At 72.6% G+C, this 17,113-nt stretch carries 21 protein-coding genes; 19 read left to right on the forward strand and 2 right to left on the reverse strand.

Annotated features, from left to right (window positions below):
- Nucleotides 1-34: 34 nt before the first annotated feature.
- The 6 genes from TR42_RS09790 to TR42_RS09815 all read left to right on the forward strand — a co-directional run bounded on the left by TR42_RS09790 (nt 35) and on the right by TR42_RS09815 (nt 4,068).
- Nucleotides 35-1,378 (forward strand): ferredoxin reductase family protein, encoded by a 1,344-nt coding sequence (locus TR42_RS09790; RefSeq protein WP_042215364.1) that lies wholly within the window; start codon nt 35-37, stop codon nt 1,376-1,378.
- Nucleotides 1,379-1,388: 10 nt separating this feature from the next.
- The gene (locus tag TR42_RS09795) at nt 1,389-1,790 is read left to right on the forward strand and encodes an FMN-binding protein (protein ID WP_052405919.1); all 402 of its coding nucleotides are present in this window, start codon (nt 1,389-1,391) and stop codon (nt 1,788-1,790) included.
- A gap of 3 nt (nt 1,791-1,793) precedes the next feature.
- Complete coding sequence (locus TR42_RS14355; RefSeq protein ID WP_143058976.1) at nt 1,794-2,450, forward strand: FMN-binding protein; 657 nt, start codon at nt 1,794-1,796, stop codon at nt 2,448-2,450.
- A complete protein-coding gene (locus TR42_RS09805; protein ID WP_052405923.1) occupies nt 2,447-3,226 on the forward strand; it encodes an FAD:protein FMN transferase in 780 nt (259 codons plus the stop codon). The genes TR42_RS14355 and TR42_RS09805 overlap by 4 nt, the downstream gene beginning before the upstream one ends.
- 162 nt (nt 3,227-3,388) lie before the next feature.
- Entirely contained in the window at nt 3,389-3,835 is a 447-nt protein-coding gene (rpsP, locus tag TR42_RS09810; protein ID WP_042215365.1) for a 30S ribosomal protein S16, read from the forward strand.
- A gap of 2 nt (nt 3,836-3,837) precedes the next feature.
- A complete protein-coding gene (locus TR42_RS09815; protein ID WP_042215368.1) occupies nt 3,838-4,068 on the forward strand; it encodes a KH domain-containing protein in 231 nt (76 codons plus the stop codon).
- 77 nt (nt 4,069-4,145) lie between these two features.
- Here TR42_RS09815 and TR42_RS09820 read toward each other — a convergent pair whose 3' ends face one another.
- Nucleotides 4,146-4,553 (reverse strand): hypothetical protein, encoded by a 408-nt coding sequence (locus TR42_RS09820; RefSeq protein ID WP_042215369.1) that lies wholly within the window; start codon nt 4,551-4,553, stop codon nt 4,146-4,148.
- 36 nt (nt 4,554-4,589) lie between these two features.
- Nucleotides 4,590-4,997 carry a hypothetical protein gene (locus tag TR42_RS09825; RefSeq protein WP_042215371.1) on the reverse strand — a complete coding sequence of 136 codons (408 nt, stop codon included), beginning with the start codon at nt 4,995-4,997 and terminating at the stop codon, nt 4,590-4,592.
- A gap of 76 nt (nt 4,998-5,073) precedes the next feature.
- Between TR42_RS09825 and rimM the strand changes: the two genes are divergently transcribed.
- The 13 genes from rimM (at nt 5,074) to TR42_RS09890 (ending at nt 17,102) form a co-directional block, all read left to right on the forward strand.
- Entirely contained in the window at nt 5,074-5,607 is a 534-nt protein-coding gene (rimM, locus tag TR42_RS09830) for a ribosome maturation factor RimM (protein WP_042215372.1), read from the forward strand.
- A 2-nt stretch (nt 5,608-5,609) separates the two neighbouring features.
- Nucleotides 5,610-6,317, forward strand: coding sequence for a tRNA (guanosine(37)-N1)-methyltransferase TrmD (trmD, locus tag TR42_RS09835; RefSeq protein ID WP_042215373.1), 708 nt, complete (start codon nt 5,610-5,612; stop codon nt 6,315-6,317).
- Nucleotides 6,318-6,487: 170 nt separating this feature from the next.
- Nucleotides 6,488-6,835, forward strand: coding sequence for a 50S ribosomal protein L19 (rplS, locus tag TR42_RS09840; RefSeq protein WP_042215375.1), 348 nt, complete (start codon nt 6,488-6,490; stop codon nt 6,833-6,835).
- 19 nt (nt 6,836-6,854) lie between these two features.
- Nucleotides 6,855-7,550 carry a signal peptidase I gene (gene lepB, locus TR42_RS09845; RefSeq protein WP_042215377.1) on the forward strand — a complete coding sequence of 232 codons (696 nt, stop codon included), beginning with the start codon at nt 6,855-6,857 and terminating at the stop codon, nt 7,548-7,550.
- Between the two features lies 1 nt (nt 7,551).
- Nucleotides 7,552-8,202, forward strand: coding sequence for a ribonuclease HII (rnhB, locus tag TR42_RS09850; protein WP_042215378.1), 651 nt, complete (start codon nt 7,552-7,554; stop codon nt 8,200-8,202).
- Nucleotides 8,203-8,269: 67 nt separating this feature from the next.
- On the forward strand, nt 8,270-8,593 hold the full coding sequence (locus TR42_RS09855; RefSeq protein ID WP_042215380.1) for a DUF2469 domain-containing protein: 324 nt from the start codon (nt 8,270-8,272) through the stop codon (nt 8,591-8,593).
- 98 nt (nt 8,594-8,691) lie between these two features.
- On the forward strand, nt 8,692-9,324 hold the full coding sequence (locus TR42_RS14360) for a TetR/AcrR family transcriptional regulator (protein ID WP_052405926.1): 633 nt from the start codon (nt 8,692-8,694) through the stop codon (nt 9,322-9,324).
- Nucleotides 9,325-9,365: 41 nt separating this feature from the next.
- Complete coding sequence (locus TR42_RS09865) at nt 9,366-11,009, forward strand: MDR family MFS transporter (protein ID WP_042215382.1); 1,644 nt, start codon at nt 9,366-9,368, stop codon at nt 11,007-11,009.
- 230 nt (nt 11,010-11,239) lie between these two features.
- Nucleotides 11,240-12,880, forward strand: coding sequence for an MDR family MFS transporter (locus tag TR42_RS09870; protein ID WP_042215383.1), 1,641 nt, complete (start codon nt 11,240-11,242; stop codon nt 12,878-12,880).
- 181 nt (nt 12,881-13,061) lie between these two features.
- Entirely contained in the window at nt 13,062-13,418 is a 357-nt protein-coding gene (locus TR42_RS09875) for a YraN family protein (protein WP_042215385.1), read from the forward strand.
- Nucleotides 13,415-14,923: a YifB family Mg chelatase-like AAA ATPase gene (locus TR42_RS09880; protein WP_042215387.1), complete on the forward strand. Its 1,509-nt coding sequence runs from the start codon at nt 13,415-13,417 to the stop codon at nt 14,921-14,923. Before TR42_RS09875 ends, TR42_RS09880 begins: the two co-directional genes overlap by 4 nt.
- A complete protein-coding gene (gene dprA, locus TR42_RS09885; RefSeq protein WP_042215388.1) occupies nt 14,920-16,110 on the forward strand; it encodes a DNA-processing protein DprA in 1,191 nt (396 codons plus the stop codon). The genes TR42_RS09880 and dprA overlap by 4 nt, the downstream gene beginning before the upstream one ends.
- Before the next feature lie 65 nt (nt 16,111-16,175).
- A complete protein-coding gene (locus TR42_RS09890) occupies nt 16,176-17,102 on the forward strand; it encodes a tyrosine recombinase XerC (RefSeq protein WP_042215390.1) in 927 nt (308 codons plus the stop codon).
- Nucleotides 17,103-17,113: the final 11 nt, after the last annotated feature.

Consider the following 17,113-nt stretch of genomic DNA (forward strand, 5'->3'; position numbering starts at 1 on the left):
CGCAGTCCCACCGTCCCCAGTCCCCGGAGGCCATGTGAGCACGCTCGAGGTGTACGCACGGCGCGCTCGGGCGCGCGGATGGTGGCGAGACGGGCTCGAGGCGTCGATCTACCTGGTCGCCGCGGTCGGGGTCGCGTTCTTCATCGCGTCGGGAGGGCTTCTCACCACGGCGCCCCGCGACTACGCCTACGGGATGGGACGCGTCGCCGGCATCGTCGCCGCGGTGCTGGTCCTCACGCAGATCACGCTGATCTCGCGCGCGCCCTTCGTCGAGCGCGCCTTCGGGCACGACCGCGCCGCCGCGGTGCACACCCGGATCGGCAAGGTGGCGTTCATCCTCATGCTGGTGCACGTCGCGCTCATCGTCGTGGTGTCCGCGCAGTACGACGGCCGCTCGGTCCTCGCGCAGACCGCCGCGTTCTGGGACCTCGGCTGGTTCATGGTCGCGGCGCAGGCCGGGCTCGGGCTCTTCACCATCGTCGTCGCGACGTCGCTGGTCGCGGTGCGGTCCCGGTGGCGGTACGAGCGCTGGCACCTGGTCCATCTGCTCGTGTACCTGGCGATCGCCGCCGTGGTGCCGCACCAGTTCCTCGAGGGCTCGACCTTCCGCGGCGCGGGCGCCGCCTGGTGGTTCTGGCTCGCGCTGTACACGGTGGCGATCGGCTCGTTCGTGATCTTCCGCCTGGTGCGTCCGCTCGTAATGATGGCGCGGCACGACCTCCGCGTCGCGGCCGTCGAGCCCGAGCCTGACGGCTCCACGAGCATCGTGATGACCGGGCGCGACCTCGACCGCCTGGGCGCGCGTCCAGGCCAGTTCATGCTGTGGCGCTTCCTCGACCGCGAGCGGTGGACGCAGGCCCACCCGTGGTCGCTCTCCCGCGCACCGCGCCCGGACTCGCTTCGGATCACCGTGAAGCCGTCGGGCGACGCGTCGACGCGGCTGGCCCACGTCGCCGTCGGCACCCGCGTGCTCGCGGAGGGGCCGCTCGGGATCTTCTCGGAGGTGTCGCGCACCGCTCCCGCCGCGGTGCTGCTCGCCTCGGGCATCGGGGTGACGCCCATCCGCGCGATGCTCGAGGAGGTCGACGGCCCGTGCACCGTGGTGCTGCGGGTGCGCTCGCGGGCCGAGGCGCCCCTGCTCGACGAGGTCGCGGCGCTCGCGCACGAGCGCGGGGCCGAGCTCGTGGTGGTCGAGGGACCGCGTGGGGCAGGATGGGGCACCGCCGCGGGCGAGACCCTCGCCTCGCTGGTGCCGGAGGTCGCCGAGCGCGACGTCTACGTGTGCGGCCCGCTCGCGTGGGCCGACGCGGTCGAGGCGGACGCGCGCGCGGCGGGCGTGCCGGGGCACGCGATCCATCGTGAGAGATTCGGTTGGTGAAGGAGAACGGATGAGGACGACGACGAGGACCGCGGGAACGCTCGCGTTCGCGGGCGCGGCGGGCACGCTGCTGGCCGGATGCGGCGGCGACGCGGAGGCCGAGGCCCCCGACGTCGCGATCGCGGCCAACTACGTCGACGGCACCTACGACGGCGCCCGCGTGGAGAACGAGAAGGGCGGCTTCCAGGCGCAGGTGACCATCGAGAACGGGGTCATCGCCTCCGTCGCGGCGATCGAGGCGGGGACCCAGGACGCGCAGTCGGTGCAGATCAACGCCACCGCGATCCCCGAGCTCGCGGAGCGTGTGGTCGAGGCCCAGAGCGCCGACGTCGACGCGGTCTCCGGCGCGTCGTTCACCTCGCCCGGCTTCCTCGCGTCGATCGAGGACGCGCTCGAGCAGGCGACGGCGTAGACGATGCGCACCTCCCGGGCAGCGATGGTCGCCGGCGGCTGCGCCGCGATCGTCGGCGCGGGCTGGGCGGCGTCCCCCAAGGAGCTGCCCTCGCTCGATCTGGTGGCGCCCAGCAGCCCCGAGTCGTCCGCCGGCGCGGAGGCGTCTCCGAGCGCGTCCGCGAGCGTCGGTTCGAGCCCGTCACCCAGCCCCTCCGCGACGGAGGCGCTCGACGACGACCACGACGACGACCACGAGGACGAGGTCGAGATCGAGGACGAGCACGAGGACGGCGACGATGACGACGGCGATGACGCTCCCGTCGTCGCCGCGCCGACCGAGACGGCGGCGGCCGAGCCCGACCCGGTGGTGACCAGCGCGCCCGCCGAGCCGGCGCAGCCCGCCTCGCAGTCCGTCGACGGTCCGGTGGTGACCAACGCCCGCGGCGAGTTCCAGGCCCGCATCACCGTCGAGGGCGGCACCGTCACCGACGTGCAGGCGATCCGCGCGGGCACGCAGGACGCGCAGTCGGTGCAGATCAACGCGCGCGCGATCCCGATCCTGCGCGAGGAGGTCCTCGCCGCGCAGTCGTGGGACGTCGCGGCCGTCAGCGGCGCGTCGTTCACGTCGCCCGGCTTCCTCGAGTCGGTGCGCGGCGCGTTCGCGAGCGCGGGCCTGTGACGACGGAGACGTTCCGCACCACCGTGCAGGCGATGGCGATGCCGTTCGTCGTCGAGCTCGACGAGCCGGACCCGGTCGAGGCCGAGCCCGCCGTCGCGGCCTTCCACGCCGACCTCGTCTGGGCGGACGAGGTGTTCTCGCTGTGGAAGGACGACTCCTACCTCAGCGCGTACCTGCGCGGCGAGATCACGCTCGACGAGGCGCCCCACGAGCTCCGCGAGGTGCTCGAGGCGTGCGAGTGGTACCGGGGCGTCACCGCCGGAGGGTTCGACGCGCGCCGCGCCGACGGCACGCTCGACCCGACCGGGATCGTCAAGGGCTGGGCCGTGGCGCGCGCGAGCGTCCGGCTGCGGGCGGCCCGCGCGAGCGGCTGGATGATCGGCGCGTCGGGCGACATCCTCGTCGGCGGCGACCGTACGCGACGCATCGGCATCGCCGACCCGCGCGTGACGGGGGACCCGGCCGGCACCCCCGTGATCGACGTGGTCGAGCTCGGCGGACAGTTCACCGCGCTCGCGACCTCCGGCGGCGCGCAGGTGGTCGACCACATCTGGGACCCCGTGACCGGCGAGGTCGCGCGGCACTACATGCAGGTCTCGGTGGCGGGCCGCGACCTGGTCGAGTGCGACGCGTTCGCGACCGCGATCGCCGGCGGCGGACCGCGCATCGTCCCCGCCGCATTCGAGCGGGGGCTCGAGGTGCTGCTCGTCACCGGCGGCCGCTACGACGGCGCGTACGATGCGAAGACGTCCCCCGGTTGGCCGAGCGTGCGGTGACGCGCGCGCGGCGATTGGCCGCGCATCGTCGGTTCTGGCACAATGGGTCGCTGGCGAGCGCGGCCCTCTACCCGTGCCCGTCGATTCGTCTTGCCAGCGAGCGAACCCGTGATTCCCCGGGGGCTGCCCGTCGGCTCACACCGAATTCAGAAGGAGACAGCCATGGCTGTGAAGATCCGCCTCAAGCGCTTCGGCAAGAAGCGCGCCCCGTTCTACCGCGTCGTCGTCATGGACTCGCGCACCAAGCGCGACGGCCGTGCGATCGAGGAGATCGGCAAGTACCACCCCACCGAGGAGCCCTCGGTCATCGAGATCGACTCGGAGCGCGCGCAGTACTGGCTCTCCGTGGGCGCGCAGCCCTCGGAGCAGGTCACCGCGCTGCTCAAGCTCACCGGCGACTGGGCCACCTTCAAGGGTGAGAAGGGCGTCAGCACCGTCAAGGGTGCCGCCGCCAAGGCCGACGCCGCTGACGCCATCAAGGCTCACGCGGACGCCGCGGAGAAGGCCAAGGCCGACGCCGCCGCCAAGAAGGAGGCCGCCAAGGCTGAGGAGGCCGCCGAGGCCCCCGCCGCCGACGAGGCCGCCGAGGCTCCCGCCGAGGAGAACTGACGATGGTCCTCGACGCTCTCGAGTTCCTGGTGCGCAGCATCGTCCGCAACCCGGACGACGTGCGCGTGACGGAGCGCTCCGGGCGTCGCGGCACCACCATCAACGTGGTGGTGCACCCCGACGACCTCCCGCGGGTCATCGGCCGACGCGGTCGTACCGCGACGGCGATCCGCACCGTCGTCGAGGCCATCTCGCGCGATGACGTCCGCGTCAACATCGTGGACGTCGCCTGATCTCAGGCTGAGCGCACGCAAGGGCGCCCCTTCCTACCGGAGGGGGCGCCCTTGTCGTCTCCGGACGATGCGGCGGCTCAGTCGCGCGCGGCGCGGAAGAACGCGGAGGCCCGGCGCGTGGTGAGCAGCCCGATCACCGCGACCGCGACGATCATCTCGACCACGGCGTGCCACGCCGCCGTGCCGACCACGTCCACGAGCACCAGCACGGCGCCCACGATCCGCAGCACCATCATCCCGACCACGACCGCGCGGGCGAAGCGCGAGCCCGCCATGAGGCCCGCCGCGACGGCCGCCGTGAGCACCCCGAGCACCATGAGCGCGATCCCGTACCACGCGAGGCGGTCGATCTCCGCGATCGCCCCCGCGTCCTCGGGGTGGTAGTACAGCCACAGCGTCCACGCCCCGACGGCGAGGTCGAGCAGGGCGGTGAGCCAGGCGATCACCGCGACCAGCGTCACGGAACCGGGGCGTTCGACGGTCATGGGGCCTCCTTCATCCGTGCGGGAGAGCCCGCTGACTCATGATCGCCGGAAGTAGGCGAACGCGCTCGGCGTGGACAGCGCGACGATGATGAGCACCGAGCCGAGGATCTGACCGACCACCTGCCAGCGGACCAGCTCCCCGAGCACGGAGGTCGCGTAGACCGCGCCGGCGATCCTGCCGACCATGAGGAGCATGACCAGCACCCGGGAGAGCTGAGAGCCGGCCGCGACTCCGAGCGCGAAGGCGGCGGCGAGCAGACCCGCCGCGAGCAGCGCGAAGCCGTAGCCGCGAAGCTCGGTATCGGTGAGCGCGAGGTCCACGCCCGACATGTGGAGGCTCAGCCAGACGAAGGCGCCGCCGGTGACCAGGTCCGTCACCGCGGCGACCCAGGTGAGGATCACCACGAACGTGACGCCCGCCGGACGTCGTTTGGTCTCCGTCATCGCGCCTCCTCCCTGGTCGACGGGACCACGCTAGCGTGCGGCGGGCGGGCCGCGGCGGTGAAAGTACCCTGGTGTCATGAGATTGACCGTCGCCCGCATCGGCCGCGCCCACGGGCTCAAGGGGGAGGTGTCCGTCGAGCTGCGCACGGACATCCCCGAGGACAGGCTCGTTCCCGGCGAGGTGTTCGACACCGAGCCCGCGTCGGCGGGCCCTCTCACCGTCGGGCGCGTGCGCGTCCAGGCGGGACGCTGGTACGTCCAGTTCGAGGAGCTCAGGAACCGGGACGCGGCCGAGGCCGCGCGCGGCGTGGAGCTCACCATCGACGGTGAGGAGTCCGACGAGGACGACGCCTGGTACGTCCACCAGCTGGTCGGGCTCGCCGTGGTCCGCCCCGACGGCTCCGCCGTCGGCGAGGTGGTCGACCTGGTGACCATGCCCGCGCAGGACCTGCTCGTGGTGAAGCAGCCCGGCGGCCACCGCGCGATGATCCCCTTCGTCGAGGAGTTCGTGCCCGAGGTCGACATCGACGCGGGGCGGGTCGTGGTGACCCCTCCGTACGGGCTGCTCGCGGGCGAGGAGCCCGAGGTCACGGGGGAGACGTCCGCATGAGGATGCGCATCGACGTCGTCACGATCTTCCCGGAGTTCTTCGGGGTGCTCGACGTGTCGCTGCTGGGCAAGGCCCGGCAGGCCGAGCTGGTCGAGACGCACGTCCACGACCTCCGCGACTACGCGGCCTTCAGGGCCGACGGCACCGCGGACGTGCACCGCACGGTGGACGATGCGCCCTTCGGCGGCGGCGCCGGCATGGTGATGAAGCCCGACGTGTGGGGCAAGGCCCTCGACGACGTCCTCAAGCCGACGGGAGTGCTGGTGGTCCCGTCGCCCGCCGGCGTGCCGTTCACGCAGGCACTCGCGCAGGAGCTCTCCGCCGCGCCGCAGCTGGTCTTCGCGTGCGGGCGCTACGAGGGCATCGACGCGCGCGTGGCGGAGCACTACGCGAACGACGGCTACCGCGTGGTCGAGGCGAGCCTCGGCGACTACGTGCTCAACGGGGGAGAGGTGGCCGCGGTCGCGATGATCGAGGCGATCACGCGGCTCATCCCGGGCTTCATGGGCAACGCCCAGTCGATCGTCGAGGAGTCGCACTCGGACGGCCTGCTCGAGTACCCGAGCTACACGCGCCCGGCCTCGTGGCGCGGCCTCGACGTGCCCGACGTGCTGCTGAGCGGCCACCACGCGAAGATCGCCGAGTGGCGCCACGAGCAGCAGCTGTCGCGCACGCGCGAGCGTCGGCCGGACCTGCTGCCGCCGGAGTGACGGCGCGCCTGGCCCCCACCGGGCACGGTGTGGCAGAATAGATCCTCGGTGCGCGCGGGGACACGACCTGCCACAGGGGGTCCGGCCCACGACGTGACGCATCGTCCACTATCGATCGCCGCAAGGCGGATACCGCGTGTGACCTGTGGCATGTGCGAGGAGAGACAGTCATGCAGAAGCTTGACAACGTGGTCGCGGATCAGCTCCGCGACGACGTCCCGGCGTTCCGCGCCGGTGACACCGTGAAGGTCCACGTCAAGGTCATCGAGGGCAACCGCTCGCGTATCCAGGTGTTCCAGGGCATCGTGATCGCGCGCCAGGGCCAGGGTGTCGGCGAGACCTTCACCGTCCGCAAGATCTCGTTCGGCGTCGGCGTCGAGCGCACCTTCCCCGTCCACGCCCCCACGATCGAGAAGATCGAGGTCGAGCGTCGTGGTGACGTGCGCCGCGCGAAGCTGTACTACCTGCGCGGCCTGCGCGGCAAGGCGGCTCGCATCCGCGAGAAGCGCGAGAACTAAGATCGCGACCAGCGCTGACGTGCCGGCGGAGGGCAAGCCCTCCGCCGGCCGTCGTGCATGGGGCTGGGCGAAGGAGCTGGTCCTCGTCATCGTCAGCGCGCTGCTGCTGTCGCTGGTGATCAAGACCTTCTTCTTCCAGTCCTTCTACATCCCCTCGGAGTCGATGGAGCCGACCCTCATCAAGGGCGACCGGATCCTCGTCACCAAGTGGCGGCCCGACCCGCTGGCGCTGCGCCGCGGCGACGTGGTCGTCTTCAAGGACCCCGCCAACTGGCTCGGACGCGCGACCGTCGACGAGTCGGGCCTGCACCGCGTGGCCAAGGACGTGCTCACGTGGACCGGGCTCCTGCCGGAGGACGCGGGCGAGCACCTGGTCAAGCGCGTCGTCGGGCTGCCCGGCGACGTGGTCGAGTGCACCGACCCCGACGGCCAGGTGACCGTCAACGGCGAGGCGCTCGACGAGGAGTACATCGCCGAGGGCTCCCGCGCGTGCGGCACCGAGTTCCGCGTCGAGGTCCCCGAGGACTACATCTGGGTCATGGGCGACAACCGCGACGACAGCGCCGACTCGCGCGCGCACATGGGTGATCCGGGCGGCGGCACCGTGCCCATGGACAACATCGTCGGCACCACCTTCGCGGTCGTGTGGCCGTTCGACCGATTCGGCGGCGTCGGGAACCCGTGGGGCGACGACGCCCCCTCGACCGACGACTGACATGACGGTCTCCCTCACCCACGAGGCCGCGCTCTGGGACGCCGGCTTCGCCGCGGTCGCCGGCATCGACGAGGTCGGGCGCGGCGCGCTCGCCGGTCCCGTCTCCGTGGGCGTCGCGGTCGTGACCCGCTGCGACACCTGGCCCGACGGGCTCACCGACTCGAAGCTGCTGAGCGCCGCCCGGCGCGAGGCCCTCATCGGCCCGCTCCGCGAGTTCGGCATCGGCCGCGCCGTGGGCCACGCGACGGCACCGGAGATCGACGAGGTCGGCATCGTCGCCGCGCTGCGCCTCGCCGCGCGCCGCGCGCTCGACTCCCTTCCCGTGGCCGTCGACGCCGTGCTGCTCGACGGCACGCACGACTGGCTCACCCCGCCGCCGCCGGACCTCTTCGCGGATCACGCCGAGGACTGGGCCGCACCCCCGGTGACGATGGTGGTGAAGGGCGACCGCGCCTGCGCCTCGATCGCGGCGGCCTCGGTGCTCGCGAAGGTCGAGCGCGACGCGCTGATGGCGGCCGCGCACCAGGAGCACCCCGAGTACGGGTGGGAGGGCAACAAGGGCTACGGCGCCGCCGCGCATCTCGACGCGCTGCGCGAGCACGGACCGTCGCCGCTCCACCGCGTCTCGTGGAAGCTTCCGTTCCGCGCCTGACGCCCCGAGCCGCGCCGATCCGGCGGGGGAGTCGCGCATCGGCGCCCGTTCGCGCCATCATTGACGGGTGAGCCACGAAGACCTCGAGAACTATGAGACCGAAGCCGAGCTCGCCCTCTACCGCGAGTACCGGGACGTCGTCGGACTGTTCCAGTACGTCGTGGAGACGGAGCGCCGCTTCTACCTGTGCAACAAGGTCGATCTCCAGGTCAAAGCCTCCGGCGGTGACATCTACTTCGAGGTCACCATGGCCGACGCGTGGGTGTGGGACGTCTACCGCAGCGCGCGCCTGGTGAAGAACGTGCGCGTCGTGACGTTCAAGGACGTCAACATCGAGGAGCTCGCGCGCGACGACGACCTCCCGGACATCCGTCAGCTCCGCGGCCGCTGAGGCCGGGCAGACGTGGCGCCCCCGTGGCGTGACGGGGCGGCTTGCTCTCTGCAAATCTGCACTTGACGCAAAAGTGCAGTGACTGCAATAATCGTGCCGTGACCACCTCGACCCCTGACGCCCCGGCCCCCGGTCTGCGCGAGCGCAACCGTGTCCGCCGGACGCGCCGCGTCGAGCGTGCCGCGCTCTCGCTCGCGCTCGAGCATGGCGTCGAGAACGTGACCGTGGACATGATCTGCGAGGCGAGCGACATCTCGCCGCGCACGTACTTCAACTACTTCGGCACCAAGGAGGGCGCGCTGCTCGGCCAGCCCGCCCCGTCGCCGGACGAGTCGCTCGTCGGCGGCTTCCTCGAGGGGGACGGCCCCATCGCCGAGGACCTCATGGTCCTCATGGCGCGCACCTTCCTCGCCTCGTCGCCGGACCGCGAGGTCTTCGCGATGCGCCGCCGCCTGTTCGCGAGGGAGCCTGAGCTCCACGCGCTGCAGGTCACCCGCATGGCGCACAAGCGTCAGGCGACCGCGGAGCTCGTGATGCGGCGCCTCGCCGAGCGATGCCCCGATCTCGACGCCGACGCCGCGCGCGACCACGCGCAGCTGGTGATGAGCGTCGCGATGGGCGCGTTCCCCGTCGTCAGCCTCCAGTGGGCCGAGGCCTCGGGCGCCGACTCCGACATCGAGACCTACATCCACGCCGCGATCGCCCAGATCCGGCGCATCGTCACCCCCTGACGCGCGATCCGCGTCACCGGGTCCTGTGCGAAAGAAGGACCATGACCTCCACCACGCCTGCGCGCGCCCGAACGGCGCCCGCCACCGACCGCAGGGGCATCCTGCTGGTCTTCGTCGGACTCATGACGGCCATGCTGCTGTCCGCGCTCGACCAGACCATCTTCTCCACCGCGCTCCCGACCATCGTGGGCGACCTCGACGGCGTCGACCACATGCTGTGGGTCACCACCGCGTACATCCTGGCGGCCACGATCACGATGCCCGTCTACGGCAAGGTGGGCGACCTCATCGGGCGCAAGCCGCTGTTCATGATCGCGATCGGCCTGTTCATGCTCGGCTCCGTGGTGGGCGCGATGTCCACCGGGATGACCGAGCTCATCGTCGGCCGCGCGATCCAGGGCCTCGGCGGCGGCGGGCTGATGATCCTCTCGCAGGCCGTGATCGCCGACATCGTGCCGGCGCGTGAGCGCGGCAAGTACATGGGCCTCATGGGCGGCGTGTTCGCGCTCGCCTCGGTGATCGGGCCGCTGCTCGGCGGCTGGTTCACGGAGTCGATCGGCTGGCAGTGGTGCATGTGGATCAACATCCCGCTCGGGCTTGTCGCCATGGCGTCCGTCGCGATCTTCCTCCAGCCCACGCCGCGCGACCGCGCCAAGCCGCGCCTCGACATCGCGGGCATGGTCCTCATCGCGATCGCCTCCGCCTCGCTCGTGCTGCTCACCTCGTGGGGCGGCGGCACCTACGAGTGGACCTCGCCGATGATCCTCGGCCTCATCGCGCTCACGGTCGTCGCGGGTGCCGCGTTCGTCGCGGTAGAGCTGCGCGCCGCCGAGCCGATCATGCCGATGACGCTGTTCAAGGAGCGCAACTTCACGCTCACCACCGCGGCCGGCCTGCTCACCGGCATCGCGATGTTCGGCACGCTCGCCTACATGCCCACCTACCTCCAGATGGTGGCGCAGGTGGATGCGACCACGGCCGGCCTGCTCATGATCCCGATGATGGGCGCGATGCTGCCCACGTCGATCATCGTGGGCCGCGCGGTGTCGCGCACCGGCCGCTACAAGGTCTACCCGCTCGTGGGCGCGGCGGTGATCGCCGTCGGCATGTTCCTGCTGTCGACCATGTCGTACACCCAGCCGGTGTGGGTGACCTGCGTCTACCTCGCGGTCTTCGGCATGGGCCTGGGCTTCGCGATGCAGACGCTCGTGCTCATCGTGCAGAACACCTTCCCGCTGACGATGGTCGGCACCGCGACCGCGGCCAACAACTACTTCCGCCAGATCGGCGCCTCGCTCGGGGCCGCGGTGGTGGGCTCGATCTTCACGAACAACCTCATCGCGCTCCTCACCGAGCGCGCCCCCGGCGGCGCGTCCGGTCTGGGCGGGGCGAACAGCCTCACCCCGGAGGCCGTGCAGCAGCTCCCGCAGCAGGCGCAGGACGTCATCGTGAGCTCGTACAACGACGCGCTCACGCCGGTGTTCCTCTACATCGTGCCGCTCGCGCTCCTCGCGCTCGTGCTTCTCGCGTTCGTCAAGGAGGTGCCGCTGCGCACCACGCTCGAGCGTGACGCCGCGGAGCCGGGCCTCGATGCCGATGGCGCCATGCCTCTCGTGGCCGACGCCGTCGGGCGCGATGCGGCGGGCGCCGAGGACCGCGACCGCCGGGAGCCCTCGCTGGTCTGAGGGCGCTCGTCACGGGTGACGCCGCGGGGGCGGGGAGGGGAGACCCTCCCCGCCCCCGCGCATTTCCGCGCGTACCGGGACGAAGGGTCGTCATGCCTGGTTGATCGGTGCACTTGACGCAAACTTGCAGAGACTGCAATGATGCGTCTCGTGCACGATGCGCCGCCGCGCCGTGCCGAGTCCCCACCGACGCGCCGCGCGCGTCCCAGCCCTCGAGGAGGACCCTCTCGATGACGACCACGCTCGACGCCGGTACGGAGGCACCCGCCTCGTCGCGCAGCGGGGTGATCCCCGTCTTCATCGGCCTCATGACGGCCATGCTGCTGGCCTCGCTGAGCCAGACCATCTTCGCGACCGCGCTGCCCACCATCGTGGGGGAGCTCGACGGTGTCGATCACATGCTGTGGGTCACCACGGCGTACATCCTCGCGTCGACCATCATGATCCCCGTCTACGGCAAGCTGGGCGACCTCATCGGCCGCAAGGGCCTGTTCATCTCCGCCATCGCGATCTTCATCGCCGGCTCCATCGTCGGCGGCCTCGCCGGGACCATGCCGATGCTCATCGCCGCACGCGCGATCCAGGGCCTCGGCGGCGGCGGGCTCATGATCCTCGCGCAGGCGATCATCGCCGACATCGTGCCGGCGCGCGAGCGCGGCAAGTACATGGGGATCATGGGCGCGGCCTTCGCCGTCTCGTCGGTGGCCGGGCCGCTGCTGGGCGGCTGGTTCACCGAAGGAATCGGCTGGCGCTGGGGCCTGTGGATCAACATCCCGCTCGGCGCGCTCGCGATCGTCATGGCGGCGGCGTTCCTCCACCCGGCGCCGCAGGAGCGCGCGAAGCCGCGGCTCGACATCGCCGGGATGGCGCTGCTCGCGATCGCGTCGACCGCGATCGTGCTGGTGACGTCGTTCGGTGGACGCACCTACGACTGGGGCTCGGTGCAGATCATCGGGCTCGTCGTGATCGCGGTGGCCGCCGCGGTCGCGTTCGTGCTCGTCGAGCGGCGTGCGGCCGAGCCCGTCATGCCGCTGCACCTCTTCGGCTCGCGCACCTTCAACCTCACGACGGTCGCGGGCATGCTCACGGGCGTCGGGCTGTTCGGCGTCATCGGCTACATGCCGACGTACCTCCAGATGGTCGCGTCGGTCGATGCGACCGAGGCGGGCCTGCTCACCGCGCCGATGATGCTGACGATGCTCGTGACCTCCACCGTGACCGGCTTCATCGTCTCCCGCACGGGGCGCTACAAGTGGTACCCGGTGATCGGCTCCGTCATCATCGCGGGCGCGCTCTACCTGCTGTCGAGCCTCGAGTTCGACACGGCGCTGTGGGTGACCGTCTCGTACCTCGCGCTGCTCGGCCTCGGCCTGGGCCTGTCGATGCAGACCATCGTGCTCATGGTGCAGAACGCGTTCCCGCTGCGCATCGTCGGCACCGCGACCGCGGCGAACAACTACTTCCGCCAGGTGGGCGCCTCGCTCGGCACCGCCGTGGTGGGGTCGATGTTCACCACGCGGCTGCTCGATCTGCTCGAGGAGCGGCTCCCCGCCGGTGCGCTCGCATCGGGCGGCGGCACCAACGCGCTGACCCCGGCGTCCGTCGCCGAGCTTCCGGACCAGGTCCACGACGTCATCGTCGGCGCGTACAACGACGCGCTCACGCCGGCCTTCCTCGTGATGATGCCGCTCGCGATCGTCGGCGCCGTGCTGCTGCTTTTCGTCAAGGAGATCCCGCTGCGCACCACGCTCGCGAAGGACGCGGTCGCCGAGTCCGCCGAGATCGACGGCGAGACCGCGGTCTACCTCGAGCCGCACGCGGACGATGCGGCGGAGGCCCAGGCGCCGACCGGCGCGCCCGTGCGCGGCTAGCGGCGGATTGGCTGGGGGCGGGGAGGAGCTAACCTTCCCGCCCTTCGTCGTGTCCGGGCCATGCTCACCGGGGCCGATCCGGTGACCCCGGCCCGTTGCCGACCCGGTGCCGTCCACAGGCGGGCGTGCCTGCGCGCTCGCGGCTTCCTTCGTCGACCACCGTGATCCGCGGAGGTGGCGCATGGCGGTCAAGGACGCGGTGGGCAGGTACGGCGAGGATCTGGTGGCGCGAACCCTCGCCGAGGACGGTTGGGAGGTGCTCGCACGCAACTGGCGATGCGGGCTCGGCGAGGTGGACATCGTCGCGCGCGACGGCGCGGAGGTCGTCTTCGTCGAGGTGAAGACGCGTCGCTCGGAGGCCTTCGGCGGAGCGCTGGCGGCGGTGACGCGCGGCAAGCTGGCGAGGCTGAGGCTGCTCGCCGGCGAGTGGGTCGCCACGCATGACGAGCCGCGACGGGGGATCCGGATCGACGTGGTGGGGGTCACGCTCCCGCGCGCCGGCCGGGCCGCGATCGAGCACCTCAGGGGCGTGGGGTGATCGGGCGCTGCCGGTCCGTGGTGCTCACCGGGCTCACGGGGCACGTGGTCGACGTCGAGGCGCATGTGGCGAGCGGGCTGCCCGCGTTCAGCATCGTGGGGCTTCCCGATGCCTCGCTCGCCGAGGCCAAGGATCGCGTGCGGGCGGCCGTCGCCTCCTCCGGCGTCGACTGGCCCCGTCACCGCATCACCGTCAACCTCTCACCGGCCTCGCTGCCCAAGTCCGGCCCGGCCACGGATCTCGCGATCGCCGTCGCGGTGCTCGCGGCGGCCGGCACGGTCGACGCCGCGCGGGCGCGCGACCTCGTCCTGCTCGGGGAGCTCGGGCTCGACGGACGGGTGCGGCCGGTGCGGGGCGTGCTGCCCGCGGTCGCCGCGGCGGTGGGTGCGGGGGCCGCCCGCATCGTCGTGCCGGCGGGCAACCATGCCGAGGCGGCCCTGGTCGCGGGCGCGCGCGTCGACGGGGCGGTCGCGCTCGCGACCGTCCTCGCCGCTCTCGGGGCGGATGCGGTGCCCGAGTCGATGGTGCCCGTGCCGGCTCCCGTGATCCGCGCCGCTGCCGCCGATCCTCCCGACCTGTCCGACGTGCGGGGCCAGCCCGGCGCCCGTCGCGCGCTCGAGGTCGCGGCCGCGGGCGGGCACCACGTGCTCATGATCGGCCCGCCGGGGGCGGGGAAGACGATGCTCGCCGAGCGGCTGCCGGGGATCCTGCCCGACCTCGCGGACGACGAGGCGGTCCGCGTCACCGCGGTCCACTCGCTCGTGGGGGCCTTCGACCCCGCCGCGGGGCTCATGCGTCGCCCGCCCTTCGAGGCGCCTCACCACACCGCCTCGTCCGCGGCGATCGTCGGCGGAGGCTCGGGCCTCGCGCGACCGGGTGCGGTCTCCCTCGCGCACGGGGGCGTGCTCTTCCTCGACGAGGCGCCGGAGTTCTCGACCCGGGTGCTCGACACGCTGCGTCAGCCGCTCGAGCGCGGGGAGATCGTGCTGCATCGCGCCCACGGCGCGACCCGCTACCCCGCGCGCTTCCAGCTGGTGCTCGCGGCGAACCCGTGCCCGTGCGGCATGTTCGCGGGGACGGGGGAGGGCTGCACCTGCGCGTCGATGGTGCGGCGGCGCTACCTCGGACGGCTGTCGGGGCCGTTGCTCGACCGGGTCGACATCCGGGCGGAGGTCGGCGCGGCCGCCCGGTCCGATGCGCCGGGGGAGTCGACCGCGGCGGTCGCCGCGCGGGTCGCGACGGCGCGCGAGTCCGCACGGGAGCGGCTGCGTCCCCACGGCTGGAGCGTGGGCGCGGAGGCGTCGGGGCCGTGGCTGCGGCGCGTCACGTCGCGCGCGGCATGCGACGGGCTGTGGCGCGCGGTCGAGAGGGGAGCCCTCACGGCCCGCGGCTTCGACCGCGCTCTGCGCCTCGCGTGGACCCTGAGCGATCTCGACGGGGCGACCTCGCCCGGCGTCACGCACGTCGCCGAAGCGCTCGCGCTCCGCGCCGGAGCCGGCGCATGACCGGGGAGGCCGACGCGGCCGTCGCCTGGAGCGCGATCGCCGAGCCCGGAGACGTGCAGGCCGCGTGGCTCGTCGCGATGCTCGGCCACGCCGGGGCTCTCGCGTGGGTGACGCACGCACGCGACGACCGAGGTGCCGCGCTGGCGGCGCTCACCGCGGAGCCGTGGCGGATCGAGAAGGTCATGGCCGCGCACGGACGATGGGCGCCGCGCCTCGTCGGATCGCGGCCCGAGGCGCTGCGAGAGCGGGCGGCACGGGTCGGCGCCAGGGTGCTCGCCCGCGGCGAGCCCGGCTGGCCCTCGGCGCTCGCGGGTGTCCCGCTCGGCGAGCCGCATGCCCTGTGGATCCGTGGGGACGTCGACCTCGACGCAGCCTGGGGCGGATCGATCGCGATCGTCGGTGCGCGTGCCGCCACCGCCTACGGCGAGCACATCGCGGCGGAGATCGCCGCGATCGCGGCCGACCGCGGCTTCGCGGTGATCAGCGGGGGAGCCTTCGGCATCGATGCGGCCGCTCACCGAGGAGCGCTCGCGGCGGGCGGTGAGACCCTCGCGGTGCTCGCGGGCGGGGTCGATCACCTCTACCCGGCGGGCAACTCCATGCTGCTCGCCCGGGTGATCGACGCCGGCGCCGTGGTGAGCGAGGTCCCGCCGGGCTTCGCCCCGCATCGCAGCCGCTTCCTCACCCGCAACCGCCTCATCGCCGCCGCGCGTGCGACGGTGGTGGTCGAGGCGGGGGTGCGCTCCGGGGCGCTCAGCACCGCGCGGCATGCCGGGGAGATGGCGCGTCCGGTCGGCGCCGTGCCGGGGCCGCTCACCTCGGCGTCGTCGGCCGGCTGTCATCGGCTGGTGCGGGACGGTGAGGCGACGCTTCTCGCGCGCCCGGCGGACGCGCTCGAGCTCGCCCTCCCGATCGGCCAGGAGGCGGAGCCCGAGGTCGCGCCCGGCGGACCCGACTTCGGGTCGGCGCACGAACGGCAGGCCTACGGCGCGATCCCGCCGCGCGGCGCCCCCGCGGACGCCGTCGGGCTGGCCGCCGGGCTCGCGCCGAAGGAGCTCGCGGCGGCGCTCAGGGGCCTGCGAGGGAGGGGGCTCGCGCGTGTCTCGCGCGGCATCTGGACCCGGGTGGCGGAGGGCGATCGGCCTGATAAAAAGGACAATCTCCTACAAACACGGAGTGAATCCTGAGGTTGGTGTGACAAATGTTACTGGAGGTATTGATTTGACAGATGTGGCGGTGCCATGGTGGCCGCATGGTCACCACCGACACCACCGCGAGCAACCTGCTCGCCGCCTTCCAGGGGCACCTGCGCGACGAGCGCGGCCTCTCGGGCAACACGGTGCGCGCATACGTCGGTGACCTCGCCCACCTGGGCACGCATCTCGGGGCCTCCGCGGGTGAGCTCGACGACGCCCTGCGCGGCGTCTCGCTCGCCGATCTGCGCACGTGGCTCGCCACGATGGCGGCGGAGGGCCTGAGCCGCACGACGCTCGCGCGTCGGGGGGCCGCGGTGCGCGCCTTCTACGGCTGGGCCGCGGACACGGGCCGGATCGAGCCGAACCCCGCGATCCGGCTCGCCTCGGCGCGGCCGGCCTCGACGCTTCCGACCGTGCTCTCCGCCACGGACATCACGAGCCTGCTCGACGTCGCCCGCACCCGGGCCGACGACGGCGACCCGATCCACCTGCGCGACTGGGCGGCCGTGGAGCTGCTCTACGCGACGGGCATGCGCGTCGGCGAGCTCGCGGGCGTGGACCTCGGCGACCTCGACCTCGACGAGCGCCTCGTGCGCGTGGTCGGCAAGGGCGACAAGGAGCGCATGGTCCCCTTCGGCGTACCGGCCGCGACCGCCGCGACGGAGTGGCTCGAGCGCGGCCGCCCCGGTCTGGTGAGCGGGGAGACCGGCGCGGCGCTGCTGCTCGGCCGCCGCGGCCAGCGCGTCGACCAGCGCCAGATCCGTGAGGCCGTCCACGAGCTCTGCCGGCTCGCGGGCGTCGAGGAGATCGCTCCTCACGCGCTGCGCCACACCGCCGCGACCCACCTGCTCACCGGGGGATCCGACCTGCGCAGCGTGCAGGAGGTCCTCGGCCACGCGAGCCTCGCGACCACCCAGCGGTACACCCATGTTTCAGCCGAGCGGCTCCGCGCCGCCTATCACCTCGCACATCCGCGCGCCTAGAGGGGGACGCC

This window comes from Demequina mangrovi (assembly GCF_000759715.1).
Taxonomy (GTDB): Bacteria; Actinomycetota; Actinomycetes; order Actinomycetales; family Demequinaceae; genus Demequina; species Demequina mangrovi.